Source organism: Bacillus sp. GS3m_15504, from assembly GCF_055825275.1.
Window position 1 is genome coordinate 1 of record NZ_JBVVNL010000010.1, and the last position, 19,522, is coordinate 19,522.

Sequence of the window (19,522 nt, forward strand, 5' to 3'; positions counted from 1 at the left end):
GGCACGCCGCCAGCGTTCATCCTGAGCCAGGATCAAACTCTCCAATAAAGTTAGTTTGTCTAGCATCTAAAATAAAAATTGACGTTTCACGTTGTTTGTTTCGTTCAGTTTTCAAAGAACTACTTGGTCGCTCATTTGCGACTTCCTTATGTTAACATCTTCGTTTTTCAATGTCAACTAAGTTTTTCAATTTCTTTTTTGTCGTTTTCTGCGTTTCCGCATCAGCGACGGTTATTAATTTATCATATAATAACCATGAACGTCAACACTTTTTAATAAAAAGTTCTTTTTCTTACGTAACGAATACAGTCCTCTGCATTAGCGACTCTTCGAAACAAACAAAAAATGATTTTATATCTTTCTTCCATCGCCTTTTTTACAACGTCATGAATACGTTCATCTTCAAAATCAAATAAAAGTTCTTCTAACTCTCTCTTCAATATGTATTCCATTTCTTTTTTCTCTTCTTTCGTTAACATAAACCCAAGCAAATCATCACCTCAATCATTTCTTACAGAGCAATAAACATTATGCCGATTTTCATTTAACAAAATCCTACCATCCATTATATCCACTACTTACGATATTAATCCCTTGTTCTCTTTTTTATATTTACAGCATATATGTAACTGAAAAGGATTGGACAAAGGGGCGTAATATTATGTTTTTCTTTTTTATTACGAGTAAAAGAAACTTTAAACACATTAGCTTAATAGTGATACTTTCCTTATTTACCGCATGGCTACTCTTTTTGAAAACATATTCACACGAGTCTGCTTTTTCAACTGCTACAGGGCCTAAAGTTATTTACAAAGGCGACACCTCTAAAAAACAAGTTGCATTCACGTTTGATATTAGTTGGGGAGACAAAAAAGCAATTCCAATCCTTGATACACTTAAAGAAAGAGATATTAAGAATGCAACCTTCTTCCTTTCTGCTGCATGGGCAGAAAGACACCCTGATGTTGTTGAACGCATCATAAAAGATGGACATGAAATCGGTAGTATGGGTTATAATTACACATCCTACACTTCTCTAGAGACAAATGAAATACGAAGAGATCTTCTGCGAGCACAAGATGTTTTTACAAAACTCGGTGTGAAACAAATCAAGCTATTGCGTCCACCTAGTGGAGACTTTAACAAAGCAACACTTAAAATAGCAGAATCACTCGGATACACTGTCGTTCATTGGAGTAATAACTCAAACGATTGGAAAAACCCTGGCGTAAACAATATCGTTTCCACCGTCTCTAATAATTTAAAAGGTGGAGATATCGTCTTATTACATGCATCCGATTCTGCCCTTCAAACAAATAAAGCTTTGCCACTGCTTCTACAGAAATTAAAGAGTGACGGCTATGAGCAAATATCCGTATCACAACTTATTTCCAACACAAGTACGAAAAGTAAAGATGTTCAATAATTTTTTACACATAAAAAGCTCTATTACCTTTCATTCAGGTAATGGAGCTTTTTTCATCCCGATATTTTCATACATACAACTATCCTGCGTAAAAACGCTCTTAATTAGGCCGACTTACTCGTCTTTCCAATTAAACGATGTAATATAAGTAACTGATATGCATTACATAATAAAAGTGGTATCACCATTAAATATAACCAATCTGTATCATTAATCCGAAGCGCTGGTACCCACTCCAGAATTGTTACAACAACCATAAAGAACAAAGCTGGCACAAATGCCTTTTTATTCGTTTCTTTACTTTTTATATAAGCAACGATGGCCCCAAACATAAATAACACACCAGCAACAAGTATGTTATTCCCTAATGAAACTTCTCCATTTGCAATCAATACCGATCTTAAATACACGAAATCAAATAAAACGAATGCAATAAAGAAGAGCTGGACTATATTCCATAAAGAAGACGATCGGAACATCCCTAGTCCAAAACGGTGGATTGTTAAATAAGCAAAGAACCCCATTTGACTTATTACACTAAAAATGAATCCTACACCCATCAACCAGAAGGAAACTGCCAAAATCTCCTTTCCGTCGAAATTTTGAAAAAATTTCGCGTACTTGTCCCACTCTAAAACAAACCCAATAATGACTGTACTAATCCCACCAAGAAACAACGTCGTAAAAAATAGTCGTACCCACTTGCGGCTATTCACAACACATCCCCCATTATCCTTATATTTCTAATTAAATTGTATCAATGACAATTTCAAAAAGCTAGCCATGTTCATGTATAAATTCCTTAAAGATATTTATATTAAAAAGAGAGAACTGTGCTGAAAGGAGTTCCAACTTATGAAACGGATGCTGCTCGTTTTGACTTCTTCTTTTCTATTTCTTGTACTTGTAGCATGTGCACAAGAAAAAGAAGCAAAGTCCGAACTTGATTATGATCAAACGAAGAAAATGATTGTTGATATTTTAAAAACCGATCAAGGTAAGAAAGCCATTCAAGATGTGTTAACTGATGAAAAAATGAAACAGGCACTCATACTAGATGAAACAGTAGTAAAGAAAACGATTGAAGATGCAATGGTATCCGACAAAGGGCAACAATTCTGGGAAAAGCTCTTTAAAGACCCTGAGTTCTCATCGAAATTTGCTAAAAGTATGGGAAAAGAACAAACAGCCTTAATGAAAACATTACTAAAAGACCCTGAATACCAAGCAGGTGTTATAGAAATTATGAAAAACCCTGAAGTAGAAAAAATGATGTTACAAACGATGAAGAGCAAAGAATATCGTCAATATTTACAACAAGTACTAACAGAAACTGCTGAAAGCCCACTCTTCCAAGCTAAAATGATTGATATTATTAGTAAAGGTGTCCAAAAAGCCGAAAAAAGTGGTTCCGATAAAAAGGAAGCAGGCGGTGAAGGTGGTTCTCAAGAAGGTAAAAAGGAACAGCAGTAAAAATAATAACACTAATAATGAGTGGACAATATATGTATCGTCCACTCATTATTATTTTATTTTTGCGCAAAAGCTGTTTTATCAATTACTGTTTCAGCTATCGTGCGATAAATAAGACCTGTCGTATGCGTATCTTCATATACTGACGGCGCAAAATCTTCTTTATTCCAATCAGGTTGTTGAAGCGGGATTCGGCCAAGTACTTCTGTTTGAAGTTCTGTAGCTAACTTATCTCCTCCACCTCTTCCAAACACATATTCTTTTTCACCAGTTGTTTTACTTTCGAAATAAGCCATATTTTCAACAACACCAAGAATACTATGTTCTGTACGTAAAGCCATTGCTCCAGCACGTGCTGCTACAAATGCCGCTGTGGGATGCGGTGTTGTGACAATAATCTCTTTACAAGCCGGCAACATCGAATGTAAGTCTAGCGCAACATCACCTGTACCTGGTGGTAAATCTAAAACTAAATAATCTAAATCGCCCCACTCTACTTCCGTAAAGAAGTGATTTAACATTTTCCCAAGCATAGGCCCTCTCCAAATAACCGGTGCATTATCTTCTACAAAGAACCCCATTGAGATTACCTTTACACCTAGACGCTCCACTGGAATAATTTTATCTCCTCTTACTACAGGTCGTTTCTCTATCCCCATCATATCAGGTACGCTAAAACCATAAATATCTGCATCAATGATACCAACTTTTTTCCCTAGACGTGCTAGAGCAATAGCAAGGTTAACAGAAACTGTTGATTTTCCTACTCCACCTTTTCCACTCGCCACTGCTAAAAATGTCGTTTTCGAATTTGGTGACAATAAAGATTCAGTTTGCTCTTCTTGTTCCGGTGCAAACTGAGCTAATTCCTCTTCTGTAAATTCTGCAAAGCGAAGCCCTACTGTTGCTGCTCCTAATTCTTTTACTAACTTTACAATTCCAGATTGCAATTGCATCTGTTCCGCTGTACCGGTTTTTACGATTGCAATTTTAACACTTACATGTTTCTTCTCAGGCTTGACTGTTACCTCTTTAATTGCCCCTGTTTCTTTTAACGTTTTATGTAAAAACGGATCTACAATCCCTTCTAACGCTTCCACTACTTGCTCTTTCATTACCATAATTAGCCCAGCCCCCTGTATGAAAAATAACATAATGTTAATTAAATATATCTCTCTTCACTTTTGAAATAAATGCGTTTACATTTCCAGTATAACATATTTTCGGAAAACTTCGTTAACGAGAGAAACTCAAAAAAATCCCCCTTATTCTGGAGGATTTCCTTTTTCCGTGAAATAACGTAATATACCACGATATACTGCAGCCGCTACCTTTTGCTGATATTTCTCCGAATTTAACATATACCTTTCATTTACATTCGATAAAAAGCCAGCTTCAATTAAAGCGCCTGGTGTTTTCGCATACTTTAATAAATACACATGAGAAATTGTTTTAGCAGAACGATTTGTATTCTCTAAACTTGTTCTCAACTCAGCTTGTATAAATTTCGCAGCACGTTCATTTTCAATTGAAGAACGGTAATAGAACGTTTGTGCCCCCTTCGATCCACTACTAGTCAAAGCATTTAAATGAATGCTCGCAAAGAAGTCTACATCAGGTTTATTAATAATCTCTACACGCTTTTTTAAATCTTCTGCTTTACGTCTACTATATGACTTTGTATCTTTCTGGGCTAAATCATAATCTCCCTCACGCGTTAAAATAACTAACGCACCTTGTTCTTGTAAATAATCTTGTACCTTCTTTGTAATCTCAAGCGTAATATCTTTTTCTACAATATCCTTGCCACCAACTGCTCCTCCATCTGGTCCACCATGCCCAGCATCTAATACAATTACTTTCCCTGATAAGGGTAAATTCCAAGCTCGCCACGATTTTGTAATTTGAAATTCTTGTTTGACTAAAAAAAACAAAATAACCGCAGCGAGTGCAAAAGAGATAATTCGAATTCTCTTCATACCTTTCCTCCTCCAGCTAGTCCCTCTAATTACTTATATGGGACAAGAGGAAAGTTTATGCTTGTCTTAATGAAGCTTTAATCGATATCTTCTTTCACCTTTTTCATATCCTTCCTGCCACCATAAACCAATAAACTGCTGACAAGATTCAAAAAGCAATTCCTCATCTTGTAACTTAATTTCCCGCATAGTCATGCTCGTTAAAAATTGAAATAGCGTTTCCGTTAATTGTTGCTCTTCTTCTAGAGCCCTATATTTCACATCAAAGAACGATTCGCCATAATAACCAAATTTACTATATCTTGCTCCTAATAAATACGATTCTATCCCTAATTCAATGCAGTAATCTTCATACTGGCGATGAAGTTCTTGCATCTGAAAGGCATCTCTAATATTTGAACGTAATGTTTTTAATGATAATTCCCGCAGCATCTTCCGCTCATATTTCAACTGCTTTTCTTTTTGTTTTTCTTGTAAGCTGACAATGACATTCATAGTACTTATAAACCTCCCTAATACGTATTAGTCTAAACTTCTAAAGAAGAAGCATACGCGAGAGGATAGCACTAAAATATTCCAAACTACAAAAATTACAAAAGAGGAATGAAACATAAAAAAACCCCAACCAAAATGGTTGGGGTTTGTAGTTCGCAAAAATTAACGTTTTGAGAACTGAGGTGCACGACGTGCGCCTTTAAGACCGTATTTTTTACGCTCTTTCATACGTGCGTCACGAGTTAATAGACCTGCACGTTTTAGTGTTAGACGGTATTCTGGATCAGCTTTTAATAAAGCGCGAGAAATACCGTGACGAATAGCACCAGCTTGACCAGTGTATCCACCACCATTTACGTTTACAAGTACATCGTAGTTACCTAAAGTTTCTGTTGCAACTAGAGGTTGTTTCACTACTTCACGTAATGCAGCAAATGGGATATAGTTTTCAAAATCACGACCGTTAATGATAACGCGTCCTTCGCCTGGAACTAGGCGTACGCGCGCTACTGAACTCTTACGACGTCCAGTGCCATAGTATTGAACCTGTGCCAAAGTAAGCCCTCCTTTAATTGATTATCCGCGAAGTTCGTAAACTTCTGGTTTTTGTGCTTGGTGTGGATGCTCTGCTCCAGCATACACGTTTAGTTTCTTAGAAACTTGACGGCCTAAGCGTCCTTTTGGAAGCATGCCTTTAATTGCAAGCTCTAACATTTGTACAGGGTAGTTTGTACGCATTTCAAGAGCTGTTCTTTGTTTAAGTCCACCTGGGTGGTTAGTGTGACGGTAGTAAATTTTATCGTTTAATTTATTACCTGTTAAATGAATTTTCTCAGCGTTAATAATAATTACATGATCACCCGTGTCAACGTGTGGTGTAAATGTAGGTTTGTTTTTACCACGTAAAATGGATGCTACTTCACTAGCAAGGCGACCTAAAGTTTGACCTTCAGCATCAACCACATACCATTTACGCTCAACTTCGTTAGCTTTTGCCATAAAAGTCGTACGCATGTGTTTCCCTCCTCGTTATCTTTTCCATAGAAAAAATCTATTGTTTATCTTAAACACGATTTCCTTCCGGGGCTAATCGTGGTTTTAGAAACAATACCATATGTTATGATATACTTTTGAGTTTCTAATGTCAAGCAAATGTTACACCAGGATTAGTTGTTATAGTTTACCTGCCATAAATAAAGCCCATGACCAGGAGCCATCTTTCCAGCAAACTGACGATTTTGTTTCGCTAAAATCTCTGGAATGCTATCCGGATCAAGCTTTCCTTGGCCTACGTTAAGTAACGTACCAACAATAATCCTGACCATATTATATAAAAATCCATTACCTACAAAACGAAAAATTAATTCATCGTCTTGCTCAATTAGCTCGATTTCATAAATTGTTCTCACTTTATCTTTTTTGTCAGTTTTTGCCGAACAAAAAGAAGTGAAATCATGCGTTCCAATAAAATAAGGGATCGCTTTTCTTATAGAGTTTACTTCGAGTGGATATGGATATTGATATACATAATTTCTACGGAATACATCCGCAGTCTTTGATACTAGTACACGATAACGATATTCTTTTCTCTCAACACCGTATCGAGCATGAAATTCTTCTGTTTTTTTCTCTACCTGTGTGATAACAATATCATCTGGTAGCATTGTGTTTAATGCATTACTCCATTGCCACTCTTCAAGAGACAACGGTGTATCAAAGTGTATCACTTGTCCTTTAGCGTGAACGGTAGAATCCGTTCTGCCTGATGCCTGAACACGAACAAGTTCTCCTTTATGCAATTTCTGTAAAGCCTTCTCTATCTCTTGTTGAACAGTACGATGCTGCGGTTGAATTTGATAACCACAAAAATGCATGCCATCATATGCAACCGTACATTTTATTCTATCCATTTCTCTATTCTCCATTACGATCGCACCCATGCCAAAATACAAGCTAAACAAAGTAAGCTTATAATCGTTACTGTATCGCTTGTTTTCCAGCGTAGTTGCCTAAATTTAGTACGCCCTTCGCCACTTTGATATCCACGAGCTTCCATAGCGATTGCTAAGTCCTCTGCACGCTTAAAAGCACTGATAAATAGAGGAACGAGTAGTGAAATGATAGCTTTCATTCTATCTTTTATCGGTCCCCCTGCGAAATCAATACCACGTGACGATTGTGCCTTCATTATTTTACTCGTCTCATCCATTAATGTCGGAATAAAACGAAGAGAAATTGACATCATTAATGCGATTTCATGAACAGGAACTTTTATACGCTTCAACGGCTTTAATAACGTCTCCAAACCATCTGTAATCTCAATGGGTGTCGTCGTTAACGTTAATAATGTCGTCATTAAAATAATAACGAAGAATCGTATAGAAATGTATATCCCTTGCTCTAATCCTTTTTCATGTATCGAAAACCAACCAAGCTGGAATAATACTTCCCCTTCTTTATTTGTGAAAATATGCAGGAAAAATGTAAAAAGAAAAATCCATAGAATTGGTTTTAAGCCCGAAAGTACATAACGAATCGGCACTTTTGCAAAAAATAAAGCAATGAGTGCATATAAAAATAAAAATCCATATGAAATCGCATTATTTGCTAAGAAAACAACAAATACATATAAAAAGACAATCAGCAGCTTCGTGCGTGGATCAAGTTGATGAATAAGAGAATTCCCTGGAATATACCTTCCAATAATCAACTGCTGCATGATTCATGACCACCTTTTCGTAACACCTGCACAACTTCATGAGTAAGATCCTCTAAAGATAAGGTAGCCTTTGGGATTGAAATGCCAAACTTCTCTTCAATTGCACGTTTATACTTTAAAGACATAGGAAGATCCACGCCAATTTTCTCTAGTTCATCAGCATGTGAAAATACTTCCTCTGCACTTCCTTGCAAAAAGACCGTTCCTTTATGCATGACTACAATCTGCTCGGCATATTTAGCAGCATCCTCCATATTATGCGTTACAAGGATAACTGTAAGGCCTTTCTCCTTATGTAGCTTATAAAACATCTCCATAAGTTCATTTTGCCCTTTTGGATCTAGTCCTGCTGTAGGTTCATCTAATACAAGCACTTCGGGTTCCATCGCTAATACGCCTGCTATCGCAACACGCCTCATTTGCCCACCACTTAACTCAAATGGTGAACGCGCTAACAGTTCTGGTTCTAACCCTACAAGTTCAATTGCTTCTCTTGCCTTTTGCTTCGCTGCTTCTTCCGATACCCCAAAATTAGTAGGGCCGAAACAAATATCTTTCTCCACAGTCTCTTCAAATAACTGATGTTCTGGGAATTGAAAGACAACCCCTACCTTTTTACGTAGTGGCTTTAGCTTTTTTTCTTTCTTTCCTGCCGAAATGAAATGTTCACCAATTTGAACTGTGCCATTTGTCGGCTGCAATAAACCATTTAAATGTTGAATCATCGTCGACTTACCTGAACCAGTATGACCGATAATGGCATAATAGCCCCCACTTGGAAACGACACGTCTACATCATAAAGTGCGCGTCTTTCAAATGGAGTTTTATATTGATAACGATGTTCTACTTTTTGGAATGTAATCTCCAAAGTTCGTTCACCAAGCTTTCCATTGTAAGATGCGTATTTTGCAAGAGAATTTCATTTCTTTTTAATAATTCTGCTATTTTCACTGAAAATGGTACATCTAATCCAATTTCTTGGAGCATATGAGAGGACTTGAAAATTTGTTCTGGAGTCCCTTCCTCTAATATCTCTCCCTTATTTAAAATAATGACACGGTCTGATTGTGCCGCTTCTTCTAAATCGTGCGTAATTGATAACACAGTAATACCTTTTTCATTAACAAGTTGTCTAACCGTTTCTACTACTTCACGTCTCCCTTGAGGGTCTAGCATTGACGTTGCTTCATCTAATATCAAAATAGATGGCTGAAGTGCTAAAACGCCTGCTATTGCTACTCGCTGCTTTTGTCCACCAGATAACGAATGAGGCTCATCATTAAGAAAATCTTCCATACGGACTAGTCGTAAAGCCTGATTTAATCTTTCTACCATTTGTTCTCTTGGCATTCCAATATTCTCTAACCCAAAGACAACGTCATCTTGCACTGTCGTTCCAACAAATTGATTATCTGGATTTTGAAATACCATCCCAATTTGTTTTCGAACATCCCATACCGTTTCCTCTGACAAAATCATTGTATCATTTACTGTAATTGTCCCTGCTTCCGGCAAAAACAAACCATTCAATAATTTTGCAAGTGTAGACTTCCCTGAACCGTTTTGTCCAATAACAGATACCCATTCTCCTTCAAATAAGGAGAATGAAACATCTTTTAATGCATAAGTGGCTGCACCAGGATATTGAAATGATATATTTTCTGTCCGAAGTTTCTCTTTTTTCAATACAAGGCACCCTTTCCTTCGCCAAGTAAGCCTATTTTTATATTTAAAAAAAAGGGCCATGACCAGTTTCTTGAAAAGAACTGTCCTGCCCTTTTAATTATCATTATACTAACTCGATAATTACCATTGGTGCTGCGTCTCCGCGACGTGGACCAATTTTTGCAATACGAGTGTATCCGCCTTGGCGCTCAGCATAGCGTGGAGCTACATCAGCGAATAGTTTTTGAAGTGCATCTTGACCAGTCTCAGCGTTAGCTACTTCATTGCGAATGAAAGCTGCTGCTTGACGACGAGCATGAAGATCTCCGCGTTTACCTAAAGTGATCATTTTTTCCACTACAGAACGAAGTTCTTTTGCACGAGTTTCTGTCGTTTGGATGCGCTCGTTGATAATTAAATCAGTAGCTAAGTCACGTAACATAGCTTTACGTTGCGCACTTGTACGGCCTAATTTTCTGTATGCCATTCGTAGTTCCCTCCTTTGTTGATGGGTTTAAATCCTCAGTCGTCTTTACGTAAACCTAAACCTAATTCCTCAAGTTTATGTTTAACTTCTTCTAAGGATTTACGTCCTAAGTTACGAACTTTCATCATATCTTCTTCTGTTTTGTTCGCAAGCTCTTGTACAGTATTAATTCCTGCACGTTTTAGGCAATTATAAGAACGAACAGAAAGGTCTAGTTCTTCGATAGTCATCTCAAGAACTTTCTCTTTTTGATCTTCTTCCTTCTCGACCATAATCTCAGCATTTTGTGCTTCATCAGTTAAACCAACAAAGATATTTAAATGCTCAGTTAAGATTTTGGCACCTAAAGAGATAGCTTCTTTTGGCCCGATGCTTCCATCCGTCCATACATCAAGCGTAAGCTTATCATAATTAGCCACTTGTCCGACACGTGTCTTTTCCACTTGGTAAGTCACACGTGATACTGGAGTATAAATAGAATCAATAGGAATTACTCCTATTGGTTGATCTTCGCTTTTATTTGCATCAGCTGGCGTATACCCACGGCCACGCTTTGCAGTTAAACGCACGCGGAAATGCGCATCTTTTGCTAACGTTGCAATGTGTAAATCTGGATTTAAGATTTCTACATCACTATCGTGAGTAATATCAGCAGCTGTGACAATACCTTCGCCCTGCACATCAATTTCCAACGTCTTCTCTTCTTCAGAGTAGATTTTAAGAGCTAACTTTTTCAAGTTTAAGATGATCGTTGTAACGTCTTCTACTACGCCCTCAACTGTTGAAAATTCATGTAATACGCCATCGATTTGGATAGCAGTAACAGCGGCACCAGGGAGTGAAGATAAAAGAATACGACGTAAGGAGTTACCCAACGTAGTACCATATCCACGCTCAAGCGGTTCAATTACGAATTTACCATATTTAGCATCTTCGTTAAGTTCAACCGTTTCGATTTTCGGCTTTTCGATTTCAATCATTAACTAAACCCTCCTTCAAAACGTCGAAACCCCGGTTAAACAAAGGTATAACCTCTGTCTAACCGAAAGTCCCCCTTAGGCAGTTCCCGATTGTGCACAACAAGCGATGTTTCTGTACGAAATTTCTCGATAATGCATCATATCCATTATAGACAAAAGGGAAAATTCTATACAGAAAAATTACACACGACGACGTTTTGGTGGACGACATCCATTATGAGGAACTGGAGTAACATCTCTAATTGCTGTTACTTCTAGACCTGCAGCTTGAAGAGCACGAATTGCAGCTTCACGACCAGCACCAGGACCTTTAACAGTAACCTCTAAAGTTTTTAAACCGTGTTCCATTGCAGCTTTAGCAGCAGTTTCAGCAGCCATTTGTGCAGCGAATGGAGTAGATTTACGAGATCCACGGAAACCAAGTGCACCAGCACTAGACCAAGAAAGTGCGTTACCGTGAGTATCTGTAAGTGTTACGATTGTGTTGTTGAAAGTAGAACGAATATGAGCTACACCAGCTTCAATATTCTTTTTCACACGTTTTTTACGAGTGTTTGTTTTACGTGCCATTGTTAGTTCAACCTCCTTTACTTATTATTTCTTTTTATTTGCTACTGTACGACGTGGACCTTTACGTGTACGAGCATTGTTTTTAGAGTTTTGACCACGAACTGGTAAACCACGACGGTGACGAAGACCACGGTAAGAACCGATCTCCATTAGACGTTTGATGTTAAGAGATACTTCACGACGAAGGTCTCCCTCAACTTTAATACGATCGATGATATCACGGATACGTCCTAATTCGTCTTCCGTTAAATCACGAACTCGTGTTTCTTCAGAAATACCTGCTTCAGCAAGAATTTTTTCAGCAGTTGTGCGACCAATGCCGAATACGTAAGTTAAAGAAATAACAACGCGTTTGTCTCGAGGAATATCTACACCTGCGATACGTGCCATTACGAATGCACCTCCTTCTGATTAACCTTGTTTTTGTTTATGTTTAGGGTTTTCACAAATAACCATTACTTTTCCACGTCTACGAATAACTTTACATTTTTCGCAGATTGGTTTAACTGACGGTCTTACTTTCATGTCTCGAACCTCCTTAAAGATTACGGAGTGCTATATTATTTAAAACGGTACGTAATACGACCACGATTTAAATCGTACGGAGATAATTCTACCGTAACTTTGTCTCCTGGTAAAATACGAATGAAGTTCATACGGATTTTACCAGAAACGTGAGCCAATACGACATGCCCATTCTCTAATTCTACTTTGAACATAGCATTTGGCAACGTTTCAAGAACGGTACCTTCGACTTCAATTACATCATCTTTAGCCATTCAATAGTTCTCCCTTCATCAAATCAGTAACATTTTACACTGCTCTGAAATCCCGGAGAGCCAGCTACTTATAAAGTGGTAAGGATTTCGTATCCTGCTTCTGTAAGAGCAATCGTGTGCTCAAAATGGGCACACCATTTACCATCTACCGTTACCACTGTCCAGTCATCAGATAGTGTTTTTACATATCGTCTTCCTTGATTCACCATCGGCTCAACACAGATGACCATTCCCGGCTTTAATCTAGGGCCTCTATTTGGTGGACCATAGTGCGGGATTTGAGGGTCCTCATGTAAGTCTTGCCCGATTCCGTGACCAACATACTCCCTAACGATCGAGAATCCATTCTCTTCAGCATGGGTTTGAACCGCATGTGAGATATTTGATAATCTCTCGCCTGGTTTTACTTGTTCTAGACCAAGATACAACGATTTTTCTGTGACATCAAGTAGCTTTTGAACAGATTCAGAAATGTTTCCAACTGGATACGTCCATGCAGAATCTCCATGGTACCCATTGTATTTCGCACCAATATCGATACTGATGATATCGCCCTCTTTGAGCTTGCGCTTCCCTGGAATTCCGTGTACAAGCTCTTCATTTACAGAAGCACATATGCTCCCCGGAAATCCGTTGTATCCTTTAAAAGATGGCGTAGCACCATATTTTTGAATCGTCTTTTCCGCTATTTGATCGAGCTCTTTCGTTGTAATTCCTGGAGTAATGTGTTGTTTTAACTCTTGATGAGTTAAAGCAACGATCCTGCCAGCTTCTCGCATGATTTCTATCTCGCGAGGAGTTTTGCAGATTATCATTACGCTAAGCCTCCGATGAGAACATCGATATCAGCAAATACTTTATTGATATCTTGCTCACCATTAATGCTTTGTAGGTAACCAAGCTCCTCGTAGAAATCAAGCAAAGGTTTAGTTTGCTTAATATTTACATCTAAGCGATTTGCTACAGTTTCTTCATTGTCATCAGAGCGTTGATATAATTCGCCACCACATTTATCGCACACGTCAGCTTTTGCTGGCGCATTGAATTCTAAGTGGTAAGTCGCACCGCACTCTTTACAAATGCGACGGCCTGTAAGGCGTTTTAATAACAACCCTGAATCCACATTAATGTTTAAAACATAGTCGATTTTTTTGCCAAGATCTTTCATAATCTCTTCAAGAGCTGATGCTTGTGCAACAGTTCGTGGGAAACCATCTAATAAGAAGCCTCTTACACAGTCTTCTTGGCTTAAACGTTCACGAACGATTCCGATTGTAACTTCATCTGGAACAAGTGCACCTTTATCAATAAAAGATTTTGCTTGTAAACCCATTTCAGTTTCAGCCTTCATAGCTGCACGGAACATATCTCCTGTTGAGATGTGAGGGATGTTATACTTGGCAACAATCTGTTCGGCTTGTGTACCTTTACCAGCACCAGGAAGCCCCATTAAAATTAAGTTCATCCTTGTTCCCCCTCAGAGTACATGAGCATGTAGGGAAGACAATACTTCCCACTTACTCACTGCTTGATAAACCCTTTGTAATGGCGTTTTACCAGTTGGCTTTCTAGCTGCTTCATTGTTTCTAAAGCAACGCCGACAACGATTAACATACTCGTTCCACCGATCTGTGCAGATGGAGGAAGATTTCCCAGCTTCGTAAAGATAACTGGTAAGATTGCAATCGCTGCTAGGAAAATTGATCCTACAAAGGTCAAACGATACAAGATTTTTGTTAGATATTGTTCCGTATTCTTACCCGGACGAATACCTGGAACATATCCACCTTGTTTGTTTAGATTCTCTGACATTTGCTCTGGATTAACCTGAACAAATGCATAGAAATATGTGAAGGCTACAATGAGCGCAACATATATGATCATTCCCACTGGGTGAGAATAGTTAAAGTTTGCAATAATCCACTGCGATACATCATGTTTCGGGAAGAACTGTGCAATAGTCGGAGGCGTAATTAAGAATGAAACAGCAAAAATTACTGGAATAACACCAGCACTATTTACCTTAAGCGGTAAATGTGTGTTTTGTGCTCCAGCATAACCACCATTTCCTCCTGTTACACGCTTCGCATATTGAATTGGGATCTTTCTAACAGCCTGTTGAATGAAAATAACACCCACAATAACTGCTAGCACAGCTAGTAAGATCAATGCAACTTTAACGATACTCATGAACAATTGATCTCCGATATTTTGAAACTGTTGCTGATACACTTGAGATATAACACTTGGGATCGCTGCGGCAATACCACCAAAGATAAGAATGGAAATACCATTACCTACACCTTTAGCTGTAATCTGTTCACCTAACCACATTAAAAATGCAGTACCAGCAGTCAGTACCGTAGCAATGTATAAATAAGTGCTCCAACCAGGATTCAAAATTAATTGTCCACCTACCATACCGTTAAAACCGATTGACATACCAAACCCCTGAATAAACGCAAGAACAATTGTAAAATAACGCGTGAATTGCGTTAATTTACGACGGCCCATTTCACCTTGCTTCGCCCATTCCGAAAATTTAGGAACAACATCCATCTGCAATAATTGCACGATGATGGATGCTGTAATATACGGCATGATTCCCATCGCAAAGATGGAGAAGTTTTTCAAGGCTCCACCGCCAAATGTATTTAGAATACCTAAAGCATTTAATTGATCTTGTGCCTTCAGTACGTCTCCATTTGTAAATGGCACGGGGATAAACGTGCCAATCCTGAATACGATTAACATCGCTAAAGTGAATAATATTTTACGTCTTATCTCAGCAACGCGCATAAAGTTGGAGATTGTACGAAACATTAGATCACCTCAACTGATCCGCCAGCTGCTTCAATTGCTTCTTTAGCACTTGAAGAGAACTTGTGCGCTTTAACAGTTAGTTTTTTCTCTACTGCGCCGCTTGCAAGAATTTTAACACCGTCGTTTAATTTGCTGATAACGCCAGTTTCCAGCAATAATTCAGGTGTTACTTCTGTACCATCTTCAAAACGATTTAACGTTGATAAGTTTACAATAGCAAACTCTTTACGGTTAATGTTTGTGAAGCCGCGTTTTGGTAAACGACGGAATAATGGAGTTTGACCACCTTCGAAGCCAAGACGAACACCGCCGCCAGAACGTGCGTTTTGTCCTTTATGACCTTTACCAGCAGTTTTACCGTTACCAGAACCGATACCACGACCGACACGGTTACGTACTTTACGAGAACCTTCTGCAGGTTTTAATTCATGAAGTTTCATTCCCAGGCACCTCCTTATATTAATGAGTTATCCTTAAGCTTCTTTTACAGTTACAAGGTGAGAAACTTTGTTGATCATACCAAGAATAGCAGGAGTTTCTTCCTTAACTACAGTTGAATTCAACTTTTTAAGACCTAAAGCTTCTACCGTCGCACGTTGATCTTGTGGACGACCAATTACACTACGAGTGAGGGTAATTTCTAACTTTTTCGCCATTTGTTTTCCCTCCTTAACCTAGTAGCTCTTCTACAGATTTACCGCGTAATTTTGCAACATCTTCAGCGCGCTTAAGTTCGCTTAATCCGTTCACAGTAGCGCGAATCATGTTGATTGGTGTGTTAGAACCAAGAGATTTCGAAAGAATATCTTGTACACCTGCTAATTCAAGGACCGCACGAACAGGTCCACCAGCAATAACACCAGTACCCTCAGCAGCAGGTTTTAAGAATACTTCACCAGCGCCAAAATGACCGTTGATTGTGTGTGGAATTGTTGTACCAACTAATGGTACAGCGATTAAGTTTTTCTTAGCGTCTTCGATAGCTTTGCGGATTGCGTCTGGTACCTCTTGTGCTTTACCAGTACCGAATCCAACATGACCGTTTTTATCGCCAACTACAACTAGTGCAGCAAAGCGGAAACGACGACCACCCTTAACAACTTTCGCGACACGATTTATCGTAACTACACGTTCTTCAAGTTCTAATTTACTTGGGTCAATGCGATGCATCAATTTTCCCTCCTTTGACCATTAAAATTGTAATCCAGCCTCACGAGCAGCTTCAGCTAGAGCTTTAACACGGCCATGGTATAAGTAACCACCGCGATCAAATACTACTTCTTTAACGCCTTTCTCTACAGCACGCTTAGCAACTGATTCTCCAACTTTCGTAGCAGCTTCAATATTGCTAGTACCGTTAAGAGCAAGGTCTTTATCAAGAGTAGATGCACTTACTAACGTTACACCATTCACATCATCAATAACTTGAGCGTAAATATGTTGGTTAGAACGGAACACGTTTAAACGTGGACGCTCTGCAGTACCAGTAAGTTTAGCACGTACACGTGCATGTCTTTTCTTACGAGTCGCATTTTTATCAGCTTTAGTGATCATTCTTGTCACTCCTTTCTCTCACCTAACGGGTTTACTTAGCAGTTTTACCTTCTTTACGACGAACAACTTCGCCTTCGTAACGAATACCTTTACCTTTGTAAGGCTCAGGAGCACGTACAGCACGGATGTTAGCAGCAAATTCGCCAACACGTTGCTTGTCGATACCTTTGATTACGATCTTAGTTGGTGCAGGTACTTCAACTTCAAGACCTGCTTCCGGAGTCATTTCTACTGGATGAGAATAACCTACGCTTAATACAAGTTTATCACCTTGTTTTTGAGCACGGTAACCAACACCGACTAATTCAAGTCCGCGTGCGAAACCTTCAGTTACACCTTCAACCATGTTTCCGATTAAAGCACGAGTTGTACCGTGTAATGCACGGTGTTCCTTCTGTTCAGATGGACGCTCAACTGTTAATGTATTCTCTTCAATTTTGATAAGCATATCAGCATTGAAAGTACGAGTTAATTCACCTTTAGGGCCTTTTACTGTTACAGTATTGTCTTCTGCAACTGTAATAGTAACACCTGCAGGGATTTCAAGAATCTTTTTACCAATACGAGACATGTGGTCACACCTCCGTTCGTTTTAAATATATATTACCAAACGTATGCTACTACTTCTCCACCAGTTTGTAATTGACGAGCGTCTTTGTCTGTCATTACTCCCTTAGATGTAGAAACAAGAGCGATACCTAATCCGTTAAGTACACGTGGTACTTCGTCAGCTTTAGCGTAAACGCGTAAGCCAGGTTTACTGATACGTTTTAATCCAGTGATTACACGTTCATTGTTTGCACCATATTTCAGGAAAATACGAAGGATACCTTGTTTGTTATCCTCGATGTATTCTACATCACGAATGAAACCTTCACGTTTTAAAAGTTCAGCGATCTCTTTTTTGATTTTAGAAGCAGGAACCTCTAATTTCTCATGACGTACCATGTTCGCATTACGGATGCGAGTAAGCATGTCTGCAATTGGATCTGTCATCACCATGTGTTTTACCTCCTTCCCATTTGTGGGTTTTACCAACTAGCTTTTTTAACACCAGGAATTTGACCTTTATATGCAAGTTCACGGAAACAAATACGGCAAAGTTTAAATTTGCGGTATACAGAATGCGGACGACCGCAGCGTTCGCAACGTGTATACTCTTGTACTTTAAACTTAGGAGTACGCTTTTGTTTCGCTATCATAGATTTTTTAGCCACGTTTTCGCCTCCTCTACTTAGCGTTGGCTTCCATTATTTTTGGAATGGCATACCGAATTGTGTTAACAGTTCACGAGCTTCTTCATCAGTTTTCGCTGTAGTAACGATTACGATGTCCATACCGCGGACTTTGCTTACTTTATCATAATCAATCTCAGGGAAAATAAGTTGCTCTTTAACACCTAATGTGTAGTTTCCACGACCATCGAATGATTTCTTAGAAACACCACGGAAATCACGTACACGTGGTAAAGAAACTGATACTAATTTGTCGAAGAACTCATACATTTGCTCGCCGCGTAAAGTTACTTTCGCACCGATTGGCATACCTTCACGAAGACGGAAACCAGCGATTGATTTTTTAGCACGAGTTACAACAGGTTTTTGACCTGTGATTTGTGTTAATTCTTCTACTGCGTTGTCTAACGCTTTTGAGTTAGATACCGCGTCACCAACACCAGTGTTGATTACGATCTTTTCGATTTTTGGTACCTGCATTACAGATTTATAGTTAAACTTGCTCACTAGAGCAGGAGTAATTTCCTTTTGGAACTTCTCTTTAAGGCGATTCAATGAAGTGACCTCCTTTCTTAAGAAAATTATTTATCTAATAATTCACCAGATTTTTTTGCAATACGAACTTTTTTACCATCTTCTACTTTGAAGCCTACACGAGTAGGTTCACCTGTTTTCGGATCTAAAATCATAACGTTAGAAACGTGAATAGGTGCTTCTTTAGTAATAATTCCACCTTGTGGATTTAATTGAGATGGCTTAGAGTGCTTCTTAACGATATTGACACCCTCAACGATAACACGGTTTTGCTTTGGGAAAGCCACAAGGATAACGCCTTGTTTTCCTTTGTCTTTACCAGTGATTACCTGTACTTTATCACCTTTTTTTACATGCATCTTAATTCTGCACCTCCTTAGCAAGGCAATACCTTAAATTATAGAACTTCTGGAGCTAAAGAAACGATCTTCATGAAGTTGCTATCACGTAATTCACGAGCTACTGGTCCGAAGATACGAGTACCACGTGGGCTCTTATCGTCTTTAATGATAACCGCTGCGTTTTCATCAAATTTGATGTAAGAACCGTCCGGACGACGAGCTCCGCTCTTCGTACGTACTACTACTGCTTTAACAACGTCACCTTTTTTAACAACGCCACCTGGTGTTGCTTGTTTTACCGTAGCAACGATAATGTCACCAATGTTAGCATATTTACGACCAGAGCCGCCTAATACTTTAATTGTTAAAAGTTCACGTGCACCAGAGTTGTCAGCAACTTTCAAACGAGATTCTTGTTGGATCATGTTATGAAACCTCCCTTCGGACTAAAAATTCCGATT

The 19,522-nt window shown here is 38.7% G+C and carries 32 protein-coding genes; 2 read left to right on the top strand and 30 right to left on the bottom strand.

Annotated features, from left to right (window positions below; translation table 11 throughout):
* Positions 1 to 272: 272 nt before the first annotated feature.
* On the bottom strand, positions 273 to 491 hold the full coding sequence (locus AC0L0O_RS28905) for a hypothetical protein (protein WP_000900295.1): 219 nt from the start codon (positions 489 to 491) through the stop codon (positions 273 to 275).
* A 170-nt stretch (positions 492 to 661) separates the two neighbouring features.
* Here AC0L0O_RS28905 and pdaB point away from each other — a divergent pair, with 170 nt between their 5' ends.
* Complete coding sequence (pdaB, locus tag AC0L0O_RS28910; RefSeq protein ID WP_000464710.1) at positions 662 to 1,426, top strand: polysaccharide deacetylase family sporulation protein PdaB; 765 nt, start codon at positions 662 to 664, stop codon at positions 1,424 to 1,426.
* 104 nt (positions 1,427 to 1,530) lie between these two features.
* Here the strand turns inward: pdaB and kbaA are convergent, their stop codons facing one another.
* Complete coding sequence (gene kbaA, locus AC0L0O_RS28915) at positions 1,531 to 2,142, bottom strand: KinB signaling pathway activation protein KbaA (protein WP_001088508.1); 612 nt, start codon at positions 2,140 to 2,142, stop codon at positions 1,531 to 1,533.
* 139 nt (positions 2,143 to 2,281) lie between these two features.
* On the opposite strand from kbaA, the gene gerD reads away from it, so the two are divergent.
* Positions 2,282 to 2,899 carry a spore germination protein GerD gene (gene gerD / locus AC0L0O_RS28920; RefSeq protein WP_000827519.1) on the top strand — a complete coding sequence of 206 codons (618 nt, stop codon included), beginning with the start codon at positions 2,282 to 2,284 and terminating at the stop codon, positions 2,897 to 2,899.
* Between the two features lie 56 nt (positions 2,900 to 2,955).
* Here the strand turns inward: gerD and AC0L0O_RS28925 are convergent, their stop codons facing one another.
* The 28 genes from AC0L0O_RS28925 to rplN all read right to left on the bottom strand — a co-directional run bounded on the left by AC0L0O_RS28925 (position 2,956) and on the right by rplN (position 19,486).
* Positions 2,956 to 4,020 (bottom strand): Mrp/NBP35 family ATP-binding protein, encoded by a 1,065-nt coding sequence (locus AC0L0O_RS28925; RefSeq protein ID WP_000245068.1) that lies wholly within the window; start codon positions 4,018 to 4,020, stop codon positions 2,956 to 2,958.
* Between the two features lie 144 nt (positions 4,021 to 4,164).
* Complete coding sequence (cwlD, locus tag AC0L0O_RS28930; RefSeq protein WP_000822436.1) at positions 4,165 to 4,878, bottom strand: N-acetylmuramoyl-L-alanine amidase CwlD; 714 nt, start codon at positions 4,876 to 4,878, stop codon at positions 4,165 to 4,167.
* Between the two features lie 66 nt (positions 4,879 to 4,944).
* On the bottom strand, positions 4,945 to 5,373 hold the full coding sequence (locus tag AC0L0O_RS28935) for a YbaK family protein (protein ID WP_001101006.1): 429 nt from the start codon (positions 5,371 to 5,373) through the stop codon (positions 4,945 to 4,947).
* Between the two features lie 162 nt (positions 5,374 to 5,535).
* A complete protein-coding gene (gene rpsI, locus AC0L0O_RS28940) occupies positions 5,536 to 5,928 on the bottom strand; it encodes a 30S ribosomal protein S9 (protein ID WP_000079986.1) in 393 nt (130 codons plus the stop codon).
* Between the two features lie 21 nt (positions 5,929 to 5,949).
* Entirely contained in the window at positions 5,950 to 6,387 is a 438-nt protein-coding gene (gene rplM, locus AC0L0O_RS28945; protein WP_001260793.1) for a 50S ribosomal protein L13, read from the bottom strand.
* A 152-nt stretch (positions 6,388 to 6,539) separates the two neighbouring features.
* A complete protein-coding gene (truA, locus tag AC0L0O_RS28950) occupies positions 6,540 to 7,283 on the bottom strand; it encodes a tRNA pseudouridine(38-40) synthase TruA (protein ID WP_001995175.1) in 744 nt (247 codons plus the stop codon).
* A 14-nt stretch (positions 7,284 to 7,297) separates the two neighbouring features.
* Complete coding sequence (locus tag AC0L0O_RS28955; protein ID WP_001186532.1) at positions 7,298 to 8,092, bottom strand: energy-coupling factor transporter transmembrane component T family protein; 795 nt, start codon at positions 8,090 to 8,092, stop codon at positions 7,298 to 7,300.
* The gene (locus AC0L0O_RS28960) at positions 8,080 to 8,961 is read right to left on the bottom strand and encodes an energy-coupling factor ABC transporter ATP-binding protein (protein ID WP_000406513.1); all 882 of its coding nucleotides are present in this window, start codon (positions 8,959 to 8,961) and stop codon (positions 8,080 to 8,082) included. Before AC0L0O_RS28960 ends, AC0L0O_RS28955 begins: the two co-directional genes overlap by 13 nt.
* Positions 8,937 to 9,779, bottom strand: a complete 843-nt coding sequence (locus tag AC0L0O_RS28965; protein WP_000711776.1) for an energy-coupling factor ABC transporter ATP-binding protein — start codon at positions 9,777 to 9,779, stop codon at positions 8,937 to 8,939. Before AC0L0O_RS28965 ends, AC0L0O_RS28960 begins: the two co-directional genes overlap by 25 nt.
* 103 nt (positions 9,780 to 9,882) lie before the next feature.
* Positions 9,883 to 10,245, bottom strand: a complete 363-nt coding sequence (gene rplQ / locus AC0L0O_RS28970; RefSeq protein WP_000331490.1) for a 50S ribosomal protein L17 — start codon at positions 10,243 to 10,245, stop codon at positions 9,883 to 9,885.
* A gap of 35 nt (positions 10,246 to 10,280) precedes the next feature.
* Positions 10,281 to 11,225 (bottom strand): DNA-directed RNA polymerase subunit alpha, encoded by a 945-nt coding sequence (locus AC0L0O_RS28975; RefSeq protein WP_000569643.1) that lies wholly within the window; start codon positions 11,223 to 11,225, stop codon positions 10,281 to 10,283.
* 180 nt (positions 11,226 to 11,405) lie between these two features.
* Positions 11,406 to 11,795, bottom strand: coding sequence for a 30S ribosomal protein S11 (rpsK, locus tag AC0L0O_RS28980; protein WP_000101799.1), 390 nt, complete (start codon positions 11,793 to 11,795; stop codon positions 11,406 to 11,408).
* Positions 11,796 to 11,819: 24 nt separating this feature from the next.
* The gene (rpsM, locus tag AC0L0O_RS28985) at positions 11,820 to 12,185 is read right to left on the bottom strand and encodes a 30S ribosomal protein S13 (RefSeq protein ID WP_000090788.1); all 366 of its coding nucleotides are present in this window, start codon (positions 12,183 to 12,185) and stop codon (positions 11,820 to 11,822) included.
* Positions 12,186 to 12,206: 21 nt separating this feature from the next.
* Complete coding sequence (gene rpmJ, locus AC0L0O_RS28990; RefSeq protein ID WP_000868344.1) at positions 12,207 to 12,320, bottom strand: 50S ribosomal protein L36; 114 nt, start codon at positions 12,318 to 12,320, stop codon at positions 12,207 to 12,209.
* A 35-nt stretch (positions 12,321 to 12,355) separates the two neighbouring features.
* A complete protein-coding gene (gene infA, locus AC0L0O_RS28995) occupies positions 12,356 to 12,574 on the bottom strand; it encodes a translation initiation factor IF-1 (RefSeq protein ID WP_001029884.1) in 219 nt (72 codons plus the stop codon).
* Positions 12,575 to 12,642: 68 nt separating this feature from the next.
* Complete coding sequence (map, locus tag AC0L0O_RS29000; RefSeq protein ID WP_000582539.1) at positions 12,643 to 13,389, bottom strand: type I methionyl aminopeptidase; 747 nt, start codon at positions 13,387 to 13,389, stop codon at positions 12,643 to 12,645.
* Entirely contained in the window at positions 13,389 to 14,039 is a 651-nt protein-coding gene (locus AC0L0O_RS29005; RefSeq protein ID WP_001048992.1) for an adenylate kinase, read from the bottom strand. The genes map and AC0L0O_RS29005 overlap by 1 nt, the downstream gene beginning before the upstream one ends.
* A gap of 56 nt (positions 14,040 to 14,095) precedes the next feature.
* Complete coding sequence (secY, locus tag AC0L0O_RS29010) at positions 14,096 to 15,397, bottom strand: preprotein translocase subunit SecY (protein ID WP_000490114.1); 1,302 nt, start codon at positions 15,395 to 15,397, stop codon at positions 14,096 to 14,098.
* Complete coding sequence (gene rplO / locus AC0L0O_RS29015) at positions 15,397 to 15,837, bottom strand: 50S ribosomal protein L15 (RefSeq protein WP_000766080.1); 441 nt, start codon at positions 15,835 to 15,837, stop codon at positions 15,397 to 15,399. The genes secY and rplO overlap by 1 nt, the downstream gene beginning before the upstream one ends.
* Before the next feature lie 33 nt (positions 15,838 to 15,870).
* Positions 15,871 to 16,053: a 50S ribosomal protein L30 gene (gene rpmD / locus AC0L0O_RS29020; protein ID WP_001085234.1), complete on the bottom strand. Its 183-nt coding sequence runs from the start codon at positions 16,051 to 16,053 to the stop codon at positions 15,871 to 15,873.
* A 13-nt stretch (positions 16,054 to 16,066) separates the two neighbouring features.
* The gene (gene rpsE, locus AC0L0O_RS29025) at positions 16,067 to 16,567 is read right to left on the bottom strand and encodes a 30S ribosomal protein S5 (RefSeq protein WP_000554646.1); all 501 of its coding nucleotides are present in this window, start codon (positions 16,565 to 16,567) and stop codon (positions 16,067 to 16,069) included.
* A 21-nt stretch (positions 16,568 to 16,588) separates the two neighbouring features.
* Entirely contained in the window at positions 16,589 to 16,951 is a 363-nt protein-coding gene (gene rplR, locus AC0L0O_RS29030) for a 50S ribosomal protein L18 (RefSeq protein WP_000628816.1), read from the bottom strand.
* 31 nt (positions 16,952 to 16,982) lie between these two features.
* Positions 16,983 to 17,522: a 50S ribosomal protein L6 gene (gene rplF, locus AC0L0O_RS29035; RefSeq protein ID WP_000086558.1), complete on the bottom strand. Its 540-nt coding sequence runs from the start codon at positions 17,520 to 17,522 to the stop codon at positions 16,983 to 16,985.
* 32 nt (positions 17,523 to 17,554) lie between these two features.
* Entirely contained in the window at positions 17,555 to 17,953 is a 399-nt protein-coding gene (gene rpsH, locus AC0L0O_RS29040; protein WP_000245511.1) for a 30S ribosomal protein S8, read from the bottom strand.
* Between the two features lie 29 nt (positions 17,954 to 17,982).
* On the bottom strand, positions 17,983 to 18,168 hold the full coding sequence (gene rpsN, locus AC0L0O_RS29045) for a 30S ribosomal protein S14 (protein ID WP_001085700.1): 186 nt from the start codon (positions 18,166 to 18,168) through the stop codon (positions 17,983 to 17,985).
* Between the two features lie 33 nt (positions 18,169 to 18,201).
* Complete coding sequence (gene rplE, locus AC0L0O_RS29050) at positions 18,202 to 18,741, bottom strand: 50S ribosomal protein L5 (protein WP_001080831.1); 540 nt, start codon at positions 18,739 to 18,741, stop codon at positions 18,202 to 18,204.
* Between the two features lie 26 nt (positions 18,742 to 18,767).
* Positions 18,768 to 19,079, bottom strand: coding sequence for a 50S ribosomal protein L24 (gene rplX, locus AC0L0O_RS29055; protein WP_000558200.1), 312 nt, complete (start codon positions 19,077 to 19,079; stop codon positions 18,768 to 18,770).
* A gap of 38 nt (positions 19,080 to 19,117) precedes the next feature.
* Positions 19,118 to 19,486 (bottom strand): 50S ribosomal protein L14, encoded by a 369-nt coding sequence (gene rplN, locus AC0L0O_RS29060; RefSeq protein ID WP_000615912.1) that lies wholly within the window; start codon positions 19,484 to 19,486, stop codon positions 19,118 to 19,120.
* Positions 19,487 to 19,522 lie beyond the last annotated feature (36 nt).

What these genes read in the sequence shown, in the direction of transcription:
- rpsM (WP_000090788.1), bottom strand. Translation starts at nt 12,185, where the DNA reads ATGGCACGTATCGCAGGTGTAGATATTCCTCGAGACAAACGCGTTGTT.
- pdaB (WP_000464710.1), top strand. Translation starts at nt 662, where the DNA reads ATGTTTTTCTTTTTTATTACGAGTAAAAGAAACTTTAAACACATTAGC.
- AC0L0O_RS28935 (WP_001101006.1), bottom strand. Translation starts at nt 5,373, where the DNA reads ATGAATGTCATTGTCAGCTTACAAGAAAAACAAAAAGAAAAGCAGTTG.
- rplX (WP_000558200.1), bottom strand. Translation starts at nt 19,079, where the DNA reads ATGCATGTAAAAAAAGGTGATAAAGTACAGGTAATCACTGGTAAAGAC.
- AC0L0O_RS28925 (WP_000245068.1), bottom strand. Translation starts at nt 4,020, where the DNA reads ATGGTAATGAAAGAGCAAGTAGTGGAAGCGTTAGAAGGGATTGTAGAT.
- rplF (WP_000086558.1), bottom strand. Translation starts at nt 17,522, where the DNA reads ATGTCTCGTATTGGTAAAAAGATTCTTGAAATCCCTGCAGGTGTTACT.
- rplO (WP_000766080.1), bottom strand. Translation starts at nt 15,837, where the DNA reads ATGAAACTTCATGAATTAAAACCTGCAGAAGGTTCTCGTAAAGTACGT.
- rplN (WP_000615912.1), bottom strand. Translation starts at nt 19,486, where the DNA reads ATGATCCAACAAGAATCTCGTTTGAAAGTTGCTGACAACTCTGGTGCA.
- rplQ (WP_000331490.1), bottom strand. Translation starts at nt 10,245, where the DNA reads ATGGCATACAGAAAATTAGGCCGTACAAGTGCGCAACGTAAAGCTATG.
- truA (WP_001995175.1), bottom strand. Translation starts at nt 7,283, where the DNA reads ATGGATAGAATAAAATGTACGGTTGCATATGATGGCATGCATTTTTGT.
- gerD (WP_000827519.1), top strand. Translation starts at nt 2,282, where the DNA reads ATGAAACGGATGCTGCTCGTTTTGACTTCTTCTTTTCTATTTCTTGTA.
- secY (WP_000490114.1), bottom strand. Translation starts at nt 15,397, where the DNA reads ATGTTTCGTACAATCTCCAACTTTATGCGCGTTGCTGAGATAAGACGT.
- infA (WP_001029884.1), bottom strand. Translation starts at nt 12,574, where the DNA reads ATGGCTAAAGATGATGTAATTGAAGTCGAAGGTACCGTTCTTGAAACG.
- rpsH (WP_000245511.1), bottom strand. Translation starts at nt 17,953, where the DNA reads ATGGTGATGACAGATCCAATTGCAGACATGCTTACTCGCATCCGTAAT.
- rpmJ (WP_000868344.1), bottom strand. Translation starts at nt 12,320, where the DNA reads ATGAAAGTAAGACCGTCAGTTAAACCAATCTGCGAAAAATGTAAAGTT.
- AC0L0O_RS29005 (WP_001048992.1), bottom strand. Translation starts at nt 14,039, where the DNA reads ATGAACTTAATTTTAATGGGGCTTCCTGGTGCTGGTAAAGGTACACAA.
- map (WP_000582539.1), bottom strand. Translation starts at nt 13,389, where the DNA reads ATGATAATCTGCAAAACTCCTCGCGAGATAGAAATCATGCGAGAAGCT.
- rplM (WP_001260793.1), bottom strand. Translation starts at nt 6,387, where the DNA reads ATGCGTACGACTTTTATGGCAAAAGCTAACGAAGTTGAGCGTAAATGG.
- AC0L0O_RS28975 (WP_000569643.1), bottom strand. Translation starts at nt 11,225, where the DNA reads ATGATTGAAATCGAAAAGCCGAAAATCGAAACGGTTGAACTTAACGAA.
- AC0L0O_RS28955 (WP_001186532.1), bottom strand. Translation starts at nt 8,092, where the DNA reads ATGCAGCAGTTGATTATTGGAAGGTATATTCCAGGGAATTCTCTTATT.
- rplR (WP_000628816.1), bottom strand. Translation starts at nt 16,951, where the DNA reads ATGATCACTAAAGCTGATAAAAATGCGACTCGTAAGAAAAGACATGCA.
- rpsK (WP_000101799.1), bottom strand. Translation starts at nt 11,795, where the DNA reads ATGGCACGTAAAACAAACACTCGTAAAAAACGTGTGAAAAAGAATATT.
- cwlD (WP_000822436.1), bottom strand. Translation starts at nt 4,878, where the DNA reads ATGAAGAGAATTCGAATTATCTCTTTTGCACTCGCTGCGGTTATTTTG.
- rpsE (WP_000554646.1), bottom strand. Translation starts at nt 16,567, where the DNA reads ATGCATCGCATTGACCCAAGTAAATTAGAACTTGAAGAACGTGTAGTT.
- rpmD (WP_001085234.1), bottom strand. Translation starts at nt 16,053, where the DNA reads ATGGCGAAAAAGTTAGAAATTACCCTCACTCGTAGTGTAATTGGTCGT.